Genomic DNA, 12,488 nt, shown 5'->3' on the forward strand with positions numbered 1-12,488 from the left:
CCAGCTTCTATTGGGGATTAAGCCAAGGATTGGCTAACGCCAAAAATTAAATAACAATAATAAAATCAACAATAAAAATAATAGTGACACTTAATTTTTAGCATAAAAAAGACGCTACTTTGAGCGTCTTTTTTATGGGCGAAAAACGACTGACGATTAATAGTCTTCTTCGTTTGCCTCTTGGATCCTTTGCTTACGCTCTTGCGCCTCTTCAAAAGCCGCTTGAATTTCCTCTAACACGGCACTGACATCGGCTTCGACCAACACTTCGGTAAACTCACCGGTTAATGGCGTTTCAGGCTTCAATTCACCCGCTTCAAACAGGGCCCAAATCTCTTTGGCATATTGTGTTTTCAACAGCTCAGGAGCATACAAGCCATAGTATTGGGTCATGTTATTCACATCACGCGCTAACATCCATTTGGCATGGTTATTCGCCGCGGCATCGACCGCCTGAGGCAAGTCGATAATCACTGGCCCTTCACTATCGACTAACACGTTAAACTCAGACAAGTCACCGTGCACTAAACCCGCACAGAGCATACGTTTGACATAGGTCATCACCAACGCATGATCGTTCAGGGCTTTTTCTGCCGACATACTGACATCGTTCAATCTCGGAGCGACATTGCCCTCGGCATCTGTCACTAACTCCATCAGCAACACGCCATCGAAACAACCATAGGGTGTTGGTACGCGCACACCTGCATTTGCTAAACGATAAAGTGCTTCAACTTCGGCATTTTGCCAAGCTTCTTCCTGCTGATCGCGGCCAAATTTAGACCCTTTCTCCATCGCACGCGCACGACGGCTATTGCGGACTTTTCGGCCTTCTTGATACAACACAGCTTGCTTAAAACTGCGCTTGTCCGCTTCTTTATAGACTTTGGCACAGCGGATATCATCACCACTGCGTACAACGTACACAGTCGCTTCTTTACCGCTCATTAACTGGCTAATGACCTCATCGACCAGTCCTTCATCAACCAGGGGTTGGATTCGTTTCGGAGTTTTCATAGCGCCCTTATACCTTACTTAGGCATGATATGGAATACTGCGGGCAAATCTTCATACAAAAGCGGTCTCCAGCGGAAGTTTGATGAATATAGTTCAGGATTATTAAACGAATTTTAAGTAAAAACTAATGCACTTGCGTGTTAAACACAATACCAGATTTACTGAGGACTTTGGCAAAGAAAGAGACTGAAAATGAAGCTTAAACTAAAAGAATATTCTTTTCCGCCAACCTTTATAAAGCAAGAGGTAAAACCACAGCCACTATCCTGCAGCGAACATTTAAATTCAAGACCGCTCAAATAGATGTCCAAGCAGGTTTACACAGAAACTTAACTCACACAAATAAGGCAATCACACTCCCCACGGTCGCCGCCGCTTTCAATATTTGGCCAGCGCTGTAATAAGTATCGTTCGAATCGTTAGTGTCATTTGGGACTGTATCGGGAGTAGGCGCCTCAGTTTTGCTCATCGCAGCAACATCGGAACTGGGCTCAGCTTTGGGAGCCGCCAATCCTAAAGCGCCATAGGTAAAGGATTTCAGTCCACTTGGCTCTGCAATCTCGCTGGGTTGATGAACCGATTTGGCCGTCGGTAATGAAGCAGAATGCGCCGATGAAACGGGTGAAATCATAGCTAACCCCAAAGCAGACATGAAAGTGTTAATCGCAAACTAACATAATATCAGCCGGTTATCATGCATCCATCCGTTAAACTGTGATGGATTTTGCCCAAAAAAGCGCATCTAAGACAGAATCATCGGCGGTATATAAAACTAGATCTCCCCCAGAAGAGCCTTTATCCTAAACGCCACAACATATAGAGAACTTGTCCATGCATTATCCCAGCCTTTTCCTCGCCCTTTCGGTCCTATCGCTCACTCAATGCAGCAGCTTATCGATTGAAGAATGCGCCAATAGTGATTGGTTTGCCCTAGGACTAGCCGATGGCAACCGTGGGACGAGCGCAGGGCAATTGAATCAATATCAAAAAGATTGCCGAGAATTTAATCTCAGCGTCGATACCGCACAGTGGAAACAAGGATACCAGCAAGGGTTAGCCAGTTACTGTCTTCCCGAAAATGGCTATCGCGTTGGCTTAGCGGGAGAAAGCTACTATGGGGTTTGCAGCAATAACGCCTTCGTTGAACGTTATAATCAGGGCCATCAACAATATCTAACTAACAAACGCTTAGCTGAAATAGCCGATCGCTTAAATGCCATCGATAGAGAGATAAGCAGTCTTGATGGCAAGATCAATAATCTCACCGATAAGGCCGACTTATTGAAACAGAAAAACAGCCTACTCAATGAGAAGAACCAACTGTTAGATGAAAGATCTCGCCTACGCAGACCCGATATGCGCTTCGAATTAAGATTCTAAGCCATAAAAAAACACTGAGCCCAATTGGACTCAGTGCTTAGGTCAATCACATAGGTTGGTAGCTTTAAATTAATAGCATAAATTCGTGGTATAGATGAGTGGTATAAATTAGTCAGCTCCACAGTCCGCTATTTTTGCGGCAATCCAGCAGTGGATTTAACGTTTACCCTTTGGCTAACATCGGCAAATTTAGCTTTTTTTAACCCCGCTGGACGCAGGAAAAAACCATAGTAAAGCAGGCTCGCCGACGTCCATGCTATGGCTAAACTCCATAAGTCATGGCTCAAAAAATGGGCGCCACGTAACTCTTGGCCGATACCAAACACGAGTCCCAAACCCACTCCAAAAATCAAACCAAACTTAGCTAAATGCGGACGATACTCACGCAGCACGTAATATAAGGCAACCCAGGCAAACCCGCCGCTGGCATGGCCGCCAGGGAAACATTGGCCAAATTCAGCGCCTTGGGGTAAACGGGCAAACAAGGATGAATGCAGCATATGGCCGCCAAACTCAATCACATCCCAGGGGCAAGTCATGTGAGTAACGCTCTTGCCAATGCGTACCAGTAACACACTGGCCAATACGCTACAAAATAGATAAATCAACCCTTTGCGGTACGGCTTAACCCTGTCGCTTCGAAAACTAAAGGCAATGCCGACTACAACGCTCACCGCCAGCAAGATAACAAAGTTACGCCCAGCAACGTGCAATACATTTTCAGTCAGCCAATGGCCTCTTAATGGCCAAGAGTCGACGCCACCCTGCCAATGAAATAACAAGGTCGCCACTTTCATATCAGCGTGAGTCCATTCAAGCCCAATGATGATCGCCGCAAACACTAATAGTGGCGCGATTAGATGCCCTTTGGCAAAATCGATAAATGTCATCCTAACATTATCTTTCAAATAGTTACCCACGCATAAATCCACTGACTAGAATATCTTTTGTTAGCGTAGCGCTGAATTCTTATCTAAAACTTAAGAAACACAATCGTACGATGCTAACAAAAAACTTACATCTCAATACAAGTAAATTTCTGCAAAAAAACTCACAACATGAGTAAAAAGACTATAGTTTATAAATAATATCGCGCCTCTAGGACTGAGCATTCATGCCATACAATTTCGCCATTAATCAGTCTCAAAAAGATCGTTTATTCGCCGACATTGCTATCGACACAGACAAAATCATGGTTCCCCAAGTCATGGTTGATAACTGGCAACAAACCTTAGATTTGCTCTCTGAATTGGTCGACACTCCTGCCGCGTTGATCATGCGTGTCCATCAAACCGATATAGAAGTGTTTACCTCGAGCCGCACTCAGGGGAATCCCTATAAAAAACACGACAAAGACAGTTTAGGCCACGGACTTTACTGCGAGACTGTGATTAAAGCAGGCAAGGAACTCCACATTCCTAATGCCCTAAAAGATAAAAACTGGGATAAAAATCCGGATATTAAACTCGGCATGATTGCCTACTGTGGCTTGCCTTTACGTTGGCCCGATAACAGCGCCTTTGGCACTATCTGCATGCTCGATAGCAAAGAGCATAATTACAGCCAATCGTTTCGCAGCTTACTCGCTCGGTTTCAAAATGGTATCGAAGCCAACCTAGTCACTCTCTATCAACAGGCAAAGCTGCAACTGCATAACCAAGAGTTAGAGCAAAAAGTGCAACAACGTACCCATGAACTCGCCGAACTCAGTAGCAAACTCATCAAAGAAATCGAAAATCGGACCTCCACCGAAACCTCACTGGAATACCATAAAAGCTATGATCCACTGACGGGATTACCGAATCGCATCAATTTGATTAATAGCCTTTCAACTATGCTCGAAGAAGTGAATCGCAAGGAAAAGATTTCAGTACTCTATCTGGGGCTGCGCAATTTCAAATCCATTAACGACAGTTATGGCTATCTGATTGGTGATAAAATTCTCACCATCCTCAGCCACCGTTTACAACACTATGCCGATGAAAATACCTTCATCGCCCGTATTGCCGGCGCCGAGTTTGTGATTATTCAAGCCCATAAACCTTCGAATAACGAAACCAATAAACTCATCAATAAAGTACTTAACTGCTGTAATACCCCCTTTGGCGTGGCAGATTTTGTGATCACGATTCCCTCGAGCATGGGTATCGCTCAAGCGCCCATCGATGGCATAGATGCCGCCATTTTGCTGCAAAAAGCAGGGGCTGCGATGACGATCAGCAAAGCCGATGGCTCAACTCACAGCTTCTTTAATCAAGATACTCAAGCGGCTTTGAATCTACGCTATCAACTGGAATCTCACTTAGTCGATGCATTGAACAAAAACGAGTTAAGCCTTCATTACCAACCCTTTATAAACTTAAAAACTCAAAAAGTGATAGGTGCCGAAGCCCTGCTGCGCTGGTACAATCCGATCCTTGGTAATGTCGCCCCAGACAGATTTATCGCCTTGGCTGAACGTAATGGCCAGATTATTGATATTGGCAATTTTGTATTGCATACCGCCCTAGCTCAGGCGGCTAAATGGTGTCGCGAGCTAGACCAGGAGTTTAAAATCGCCATCAACATCTCCCCTTTGCAAATGCGCAATCCCCGTTTTAGCGAGCACATAGCTGACTTACTCACCCTCTATCAATTGCCACCGACCGCCCTAGAGCTTGAAATCACCGAAGGCATGTTGATGCAGGACGAGCATATCGCCCACAACGCCATCCAAAAGCTGCAGGAACTCGGGATCCGCATCTCGCTAGATGACTTTGGTACAGGCTATTCATCCCTAAGTTACCTACAAAAATATTCTTTCGATACCTTAAAAATCGATCGCTGCTTTATCAGTAAACTAGAAGAAAACGAACAAGATAGGGAACTCACTAAAGCGATTATAGCCATAGGCAAGAAACTGGACTTAGCCGTGATCGCCGAAGGCGTGGAAACCCTAGAACAAGACGCCTTTATTCGCCACGAGGAATGCGACTTAGGCCAAGGCTACCTCTACGGTAAACCCATTACCGCACAAGAGTTTGAGCAGGAATTTATCCATAAAAAAGAGCATTAAGTTCATCCTTAATGCTCTTTTTATCTCACGAATAAAAAATCGACTGAATAATGCTAGGTGAATTGTTATTTCCACAGAATGTTATAACTAAAATTTAGGCGAGTAGTGCGCTAGTTTTTTACAAGATAAACAGCTCCAATAATGAAGAAATCTATAGGTAACTCAGTATTAAGCGGTAAAAAGTTGCCAAAAAATCTGATAAAAAAAACAAAGCCAACTATTTCTTATTATGCCTGCTGTAACGCTTGAATCACCCGTTTAGATAGTAATTGATATTCTTTGGCAGATTCGGGGCTAATATTAGAGTCTTGAAGATGAACAGCCTCATTTCGTAAACGCCTTAAACTTTCGAGGATTGTTATAGTTCCCTTACCCAAAGCATTGTAATCAAGATTGTGCATCTTGATGTCTTGAATTCTGAATGGCTTTTTAGGATCGACTTCAATTCCATTCCTCAGGGCAAATTTATGTAATTCTTTTTCTACACTAAGCCAAGACTCTATAACTGCACCTCTCGGAGACAATAAAGCTAATTCACTACTGCCATAATCAAAGCTATCACTTTTCGGTAACCCAACAGTTTGAGATGCAACTATTGCAGTATCTTTTAGCTCTTTTCCAAAGTCTATTTCTGTATCTTTATGCTTGAGTTTTCGTATGTTATTTAGCGTTTTACCAATATCTGCTTTTAGCATAAAGACTAAAATACAGATTGATACTGGCCATGCTAAATTTTCCACGAGTTTACTAATCAGTGTAAATGTATCCATATGGCCTCTGTAGGCATAATAATTGAAGAGTGTGCATGCTCATTAATGTTACTAAAACAGTAAAAACGCGCGAAATTAACTAGCAGCTTTCATTCAATAAAAATTTTCATTGAATGTATTATCTCGCAAAATGCATTTGCTCGGACTCCCAATCCTACTATATAAATCTGACGACTTGTAATAATTTGATTTTATATCAGATTAAACTCATCAAAGTGAGATAACGTACACAAATGTTGGAATGAGAACTATCTTAATCAGGTTGATACTTGTACGACCATATAAAGTCCATTTTTATATTCTGCTCTGAGAGAGCCGCTGATAGCAGAGCATTTATGGGAAGATGTTGGGTAATGAGGTCAGAATATTGTTGAACAATTTTTTTTGCTAACTCGACATGGGGACAGAGTTTTTTAAGACAGACTCCGATACTGAGAACTTATCTAGAATTGGCATTGTTGCACCAGTGACCTTCTAAACCATGTTTTAGAAGAGATCTCATGGATGCTTCTTTTAAAAGAAATAGCCGGCGAGTCACTGGGGAAACAATGACAATAAATACTGCACATCTGACGATACAATTATCTTGCTTTGGAACAGTAGTTTTTAGCTGAAGGAACAGCTAGAAGGTTAGAGAGGATTGGCATTGTTGCACCAGTGACTTTCTAAAACATAGATGACTAAAGCAGCGACCATCAACATATGGTCGCTGCTTTAAATCTCACTCATAGGGATAGGGAAACGAGACTAGTCTGCTTTGATGACGGCTTGTTTTAGTATTTCTTTGTCATTTTTAAACACCACTAGCTCGCCTGGAGGGCTATCGGTGGTGCCTAAGACGGTGACATAACAATGATACTGGTATGGGCCGCTGCGAAATTGGAATGAATGATTACCACCACTACCGTCGAATACGAGTTTGCCTTTATTCAGCACTAGATCTGGCTTTTCGCTCAATGACTTACCCTTTGCCCAAGCGGCATAACGGTATTGGCTGTTCCCCATATTATCGACACGAATAGTAAACTTAGCGGTTTCCCAAGTTAATTCTGGGCTCACGAACTCACTCACGCTCGCATGTAATCCCGTTTTTTGCTTAGCGATCAGCTCAGCTTTCAGTTTTGCCGCTGCAGGTGTTTGGTAGTTAATGGCAATGATCTTGCCATTTAAATCCAGCCACACTTCACCGCTGCCGAGCATAATGCCGCGCCAGCCCATAGTCTGCCAATCGGCTTCAACCTTAGAATTAGCAATCTGCTCAAGCAGTTGTGAATCGAAGACTTGGTTGAAACGTGCGCTCATTTCTTGCATATTTTGAATCGCAAGGATCGGATATTCACGTTTAAGAGGGTAAGCCACTCGCTTAGCAATGGCTTCTGGATCGTTCGCCTTAGCCGCATCGATAAGCCCTTGCACCAGAGGAATATATTCCTTTGGCAATGCCTCATCGGCGGCATTCACTGTGCTACTCAAACCCATAGCACCAAATATCAAGGCGGCATAACACGCGATTTGCATTAGTTTAGCTTGGCCGAAAACTGCTAATTTTATTGCCTTTAATGGTGAGGCGAGTGACATCTTTATCCCTTACATCCAAACGTCTCTACTGAGACCAAAGGCCAAGAATAACATAAATGCACAGGACTAAAACCTAAGCTGATTGACGCAACTCCTCACTAAGCCGTGAGCAACAGGTTAGCGTAAATCGCCAGCGCGACTGACATAAAGATGACACCAATAATTGCATCGATAATCGGTGTCAGTCGCTGCAATTTAAGTTGCACCTGCGCCTTAGATAACATCACCGCCAAAAAGCCAAACCATGCCAGCGACAGCGATAACAACAAGACAGCGGAAGCGATTTTAGTGCTCGTGGTGACGCTTGGGGTAATCAAGGCAGAAAACAGGGTTAAGAAAAACACCAATGCTTTGGGATTCAATAGATTGGTATAAAGCCCAGTCAAAAAACCTTGCCTGCGCGACATAGCGCCACCTAAGCCACCAGCAATAGACGCAGTGCCTTCAACGTCAGCAGAAATAGCATCAACATTTGTCCCAGCATTTGTACTGGCACTCGCTTTACGTTTAGCCAGTATCGCAAGGCCTGCACGCAGGGCACCAAACCCCATCCAAGCTAAGTAAGACGCACCCACAATTTGCACTAATAGATACAGAGTGAGTGAACTCTTAATAAGCAGACTCACGCCAGTCAGACTTAAAATCGTGTGGGCTAAAATGGCTATTGAAATCCCCACGGCTGCGGCAATCGCCGTGCTTCTGGACTGCTGAGTAGCAATCTTCACCATAATAGCGAAATCGGGTCCGGGGCTTATCAAGGCAACCGAGTGGATCACGGCCAAGGTGAGTAATAAAGATAAATCCATAGAGATGCGGCTCCGCAAAAAAGTGATGAACGATAACTGAGGCTGTCAGTATGGCCATTTATCGCAGGGCTGAATTGTAATAAATTGCACAATTCTGTTTTATTCGAATCAATCATCGAAAGACGGGGGAAACTAGAGCATACGTCGCTGAAATTGCACTGGCGATAATAGGAATGCCTGCTTAAAGGCTTTATTTAAATGGCTCTGGTCAAAAAATCCGAATTGCTGCGCCACATCCGCCACTAGAGCGCCATGACTTAAGGATTTTTTCGCTAACTCTAAACGCACCCGCTTGAGATAAGCATGGGGTGTCATCCCTGTCGCCTGTTTAAATTGCCGTAAAAACTGAAACTTACTTAAGCTCACTTCATTGGCTAAGGTTTCAAGCTGAGTATTATGCCAAGGCTCATCGTGAATTCGCTGTTTCACTAAGCTCACCTGCAACTTAGATAACCCCTGCGGTTGATTCAGTTTAGAGATGCAAGATGAAACGCCGCTGGGGTAACGCTCCAGCAGCAGATGAATAAAGTTCAGTAGGTGGGACTCGCCCGCGAGCGCACTGCATTGGCCTTGGATTAATAGTTCGTGTAGCTGAATAAAATATTGATAAAGCGTTGGGTCATCCACCATAGGCGCGCTGAAAAAGTGCTCCTTCAACCCCAGTTCTTGGCTGACTTCATTCATGTATTCCACGGGGATAGACATGACTTTCACCCGATAACCGTCGGCATCGCGGCTCTGGCCATCATGGGTTTCGTCTGGATTTAAGGTCGATAGACTGTGCTGACCGAGTTGATAACTGCTGCCCTTATTCACAAACTGCTGCGCACCTTGGGTGACCACACCTAAGTGGTAATCCAGATGCACATGTTTATCAAAGCTGAAATGAGTGAATTCCGCCTGACTCAGTTCTATGCCTGATAAGCTGGGATGACGCCAATAGTTAATGTTTTCAACGGGTTTTGCTGTACTCATCGCTCGCGGCTATTACCTATTACATCAGTTGCAAAACTGGGAGAACTCAAATCCACTAGGGTTCATTCTAGCCTTCATCGTCAGCGCGGCAATAGTAAATTATTGCAGCCATATCGTTTGATGAAATGTGCGCATAGATTGGCGCATAGATTAGCGCATTAACTAGCGCATGAATGGGCATTTACATTAGCGCCGAATAAAAGCAAAAACGCCCAACTCTGTGGGCGCTTATACATACGGACTGGCTTACGTTATAAGTTCTACTCAGCGCTAAGCTCGTCAGTATCACTTACACTTAATATCGATTAAATCGATTAATGCGAATGGCTGCCGTGTCCGCCTTGGGCTTCAATCGATTGGCCTTCGCTGTTGTAAAAACCGCTGCCGCCATGTTCAATAAAGCCTTGGTTGATCATCTTAGCGATAAAAGGATCAGACTCACTGTCGCCGACATCGGCAAAATCAATATCTTGATAATCTTGGGTTAATACCACAAACGCATCGCTATCAAATGGCTCTACGCCCACCAGCTTGTACGCTAGATTCGGTTGAGATTGACCTAAGATAAACTCAGCGGGCAGGCCGATGGCATCAATCCAAACAAGCTCACTCTCTAAACCGTTAACCTTACCTTCAAAGCCTTGAGTCGCAAAACACGCCTCTTGCTTAGCTTGTGTCTTGGCCATGTGTGTCGGCAATGCTGGCGATACGACATGGTACAACTGGTCGCGATCGTGTTGAATGTTGAGTGCACGCAAATCACCTTTGCGGTAAGTCACAGAACGTTTTTCAGCGGGGAAATAACGCACGTACTCACCATTGCTCGACCATTCTTCAAATGTTGATCCATCACGCTGAATAATAAAGTCTTGTCCATTACGGATGAGGGTCATTTGCCATTGCTGGCCCTTGCCATTGGTCACTTGATATTGAGCCTTTAAATGCTCGGCTTGTAGCGTTGGACACTGAGCCTCTTGCGCTGCCATAGCAACATTTGGCAGAACTAAGCTGGATAACATTAGAGCCAATAGACGGTTTTTCATTAGACTTCTCACTTGCTGAACAGGGTAAACACTTAAGCTTTTGTAAACGCTTTGGTATGTTAAATCGTTAGGCTAAAGGCCGATGGATGACGTATGCCATCCATCGGCACTGCTTTTACTTAACTATTACTGCTACTGCACTATGTCTTACTGCACTATTTCTTACTTCACTTATGCAGAGACTAAGCAGGGCTTACTTAACCGCAGCCGCTTCAGCTTTAGCCACTAAATTTGCCGCGCGGTTCATCACGTGGAAAATGTGGTTCTGCTCAACCGTACCTTGGATAAGATCCGAACTTGGGCCGCGGGCGAAAATCGCCACGTCTTCCCCAGCATGGGTCTCATCGCTTAATGGCACTAGGGCTTCTTGATGGAATCCGGCACTTTGGGTATCAACAAAGTTCAAGTCCTTACGGCCTGCGTCCACTGGGAAGTTGTAACGCTCATCGCCACCTGTTGCTAATGACGCATAGCCCATGCCGTTAGCGTAACCGACGGTGGTATATGGCAAACCGTTAGCATCGGTAGAGTTAGTCACTTCAGCAACGCCGTTGGCGTCGTTCGACTTCACTAAACCTAGGATAGGGTTACCGCGAGTTGGATAACCTGCAATGGTGAACACATGGCTGTGATCCGCAGTGACCATTAACAAGGTATCGCTTGCCGAGGTTTTTTCCATCGCCACACGCACCGCTTCAGACAATGCCACTGTGTCATACAGCGCACGCGCTGCATTACCCGCATGGTGAGCATGGTCGATACGGCCAGCTTCAACAATCAGCACGAAGCCTTTTGAGTTTTTCTTCAGAATATCAATCGACTTAGCCGTCATTTCCGCCAGTGATGGCTCGCCAGTCACGCCGGCTTCTTTACGATCGTAGTCGTATTCCATGTGCGATGAGTTGAATAGGCCAAGCAAATGATCTGTGCTTGCTGCATCCACACTGAGGAAACCGTCCCTGTCTTGCACGTAAGCGGCGTTAGTGTATTTGCTCATCCACTCAGCTGTGAGATCGCGACCATCGTTACGCTTACCGGCTTTACCTTCTGGATCTACGGTCGTCTTAGGAATAAAGGCGCGGCGACCGCCACCCATCATCACGTTAAGACCGCTGCCGTAGTTAAAGTCGAGCATTTGCGCGGCGATATCTTTACAGCCGTTAGTCACAGCTTCTGCAGGTAGGTTTGAATCGGCTTCCCAATCACGCTCCGGCACATGGGCGTAAGTCGCCGCAGGAGTTGCGTGGGTTAAACGCGCAGTCGTTACCACACCCGTTGCCATTCCCGCCATTGCGGCAAGCTCAAGTGATGTCACGAGATTTTGATCTTTAGTCGAAGCACAGTTAGCACGAACTACGCCTTCAGCTTGTGAAATCACGCCCACGTCGGTTTTTACACCTGTCATCATCGCTGACATAGTGCCTGCAGAATCCGGCGTTTGGCCGTCGACGTTATAGGTTTTAGAAAGACCCACATACGGCAGAGTTTCGAAAGATAACGAGTTTTCTTCACCCGTTTTACCTTTTAGCTGGCCTTCTAAAATACGTGCAGCAGTAATGGTTGATACACCCATACCGTCACCCACAAACAGGATCACGTTTTTCGCGGCGCCAACATCATTGTTAACCGTTAAGCCTTCGGCTTTGGTCACGCGAGCTTGTGCATCGACATACCACTGATTCACAGCAGTCCAATCTTTGCCATTGCTACCGTTAGACCCATTTGATCCATTGCTACCCGGTGTTCCCGCGGTACCGTTATCACCATCGCTACCGCATGCGGCTAAACCCAGCATGGCTGAAATCGCGACTACTAGTAATTTCTTATTCATTTTTTGCTCCAAAAGTGAGGACTCAGTAACTAA

11 protein-coding genes are annotated in these 12,488 nt (G+C 44.9%); 2 read left to right on the forward strand and 9 right to left on the reverse strand.

Annotated elements, in window-relative coordinates; genetic code table 11:
• Nucleotides 1-156 precede the first annotated feature (156 nt).
• Both Q4Q52_RS08145 and Q4Q52_RS08150 read right to left on the reverse strand, forming a co-directional pair.
• Nucleotides 157-1,017: a PA4780 family RIO1-like protein kinase gene (locus tag Q4Q52_RS08145; protein ID WP_006083079.1), complete on the reverse strand. Its 861-nt coding sequence runs from the start codon at nucleotides 1,015-1,017 to the stop codon at nucleotides 157-159.
• Between the two features lie 334 nt (nucleotides 1,018-1,351).
• Nucleotides 1,352-1,669, reverse strand: a complete 318-nt coding sequence (locus tag Q4Q52_RS08150) for a hypothetical protein (RefSeq protein ID WP_311990319.1) — start codon at nucleotides 1,667-1,669, stop codon at nucleotides 1,352-1,354.
• Nucleotides 1,670-1,848: 179 nt separating this feature from the next.
• Between Q4Q52_RS08150 and Q4Q52_RS08155 the strand changes: the two genes are divergently transcribed.
• On the forward strand, nucleotides 1,849-2,397 hold the full coding sequence (locus tag Q4Q52_RS08155) for a DUF2799 domain-containing protein (protein ID WP_106649405.1): 549 nt from the start codon (nucleotides 1,849-1,851) through the stop codon (nucleotides 2,395-2,397).
• Between the two features lie 128 nt (nucleotides 2,398-2,525).
• Here the strand turns inward: Q4Q52_RS08155 and Q4Q52_RS08160 are convergent, their stop codons facing one another.
• Complete coding sequence (locus tag Q4Q52_RS08160; RefSeq protein ID WP_311990320.1) at nucleotides 2,526-3,287, reverse strand: phosphatase PAP2 family protein; 762 nt, start codon at nucleotides 3,285-3,287, stop codon at nucleotides 2,526-2,528.
• Between the two features lie 224 nt (nucleotides 3,288-3,511).
• Here Q4Q52_RS08160 and Q4Q52_RS08165 point away from each other — a divergent pair, with 224 nt between their 5' ends.
• Nucleotides 3,512-5,452, forward strand: a complete 1,941-nt coding sequence (locus Q4Q52_RS08165) for an EAL domain-containing protein (protein ID WP_311990321.1) — start codon at nucleotides 3,512-3,514, stop codon at nucleotides 5,450-5,452.
• Between the two features lie 227 nt (nucleotides 5,453-5,679).
• Here the strand turns inward: Q4Q52_RS08165 and Q4Q52_RS08170 are convergent, their stop codons facing one another.
• The 6 genes from Q4Q52_RS08170 to Q4Q52_RS08195 form a co-directional block, all read right to left on the reverse strand.
• Nucleotides 5,680-6,222, reverse strand: a complete 543-nt coding sequence (locus Q4Q52_RS08170) for a hypothetical protein (RefSeq protein WP_311990322.1) — start codon at nucleotides 6,220-6,222, stop codon at nucleotides 5,680-5,682.
• Nucleotides 6,223-6,969: 747 nt separating this feature from the next.
• A complete protein-coding gene (locus tag Q4Q52_RS08175; RefSeq protein ID WP_311990323.1) occupies nucleotides 6,970-7,800 on the reverse strand; it encodes a hypothetical protein in 831 nt (276 codons plus the stop codon).
• Between the two features lie 98 nt (nucleotides 7,801-7,898).
• Complete coding sequence (locus Q4Q52_RS08180) at nucleotides 7,899-8,606, reverse strand: LysE family transporter (RefSeq protein WP_311990324.1); 708 nt, start codon at nucleotides 8,604-8,606, stop codon at nucleotides 7,899-7,901.
• A gap of 132 nt (nucleotides 8,607-8,738) precedes the next feature.
• Entirely contained in the window at nucleotides 8,739-9,581 is an 843-nt protein-coding gene (locus Q4Q52_RS08185; RefSeq protein ID WP_259563299.1) for an AraC family transcriptional regulator, read from the reverse strand.
• A gap of 314 nt (nucleotides 9,582-9,895) precedes the next feature.
• The gene (locus Q4Q52_RS08190) at nucleotides 9,896-10,624 is read right to left on the reverse strand and encodes a hypothetical protein (protein ID WP_012088222.1); all 729 of its coding nucleotides are present in this window, start codon (nucleotides 10,622-10,624) and stop codon (nucleotides 9,896-9,898) included.
• Nucleotides 10,625-10,817: 193 nt separating this feature from the next.
• A complete protein-coding gene (locus Q4Q52_RS08195) occupies nucleotides 10,818-12,455 on the reverse strand; it encodes an alkaline phosphatase (protein WP_311990325.1) in 1,638 nt (545 codons plus the stop codon).
• Nucleotides 12,456-12,488 lie beyond the last annotated feature (33 nt).

The organism is Shewanella sp. SP1S2-4, assembly GCF_031932075.1.
Classification (GTDB): Bacteria; Pseudomonadota; Gammaproteobacteria; order Enterobacterales; family Shewanellaceae; genus Shewanella; species Shewanella baltica.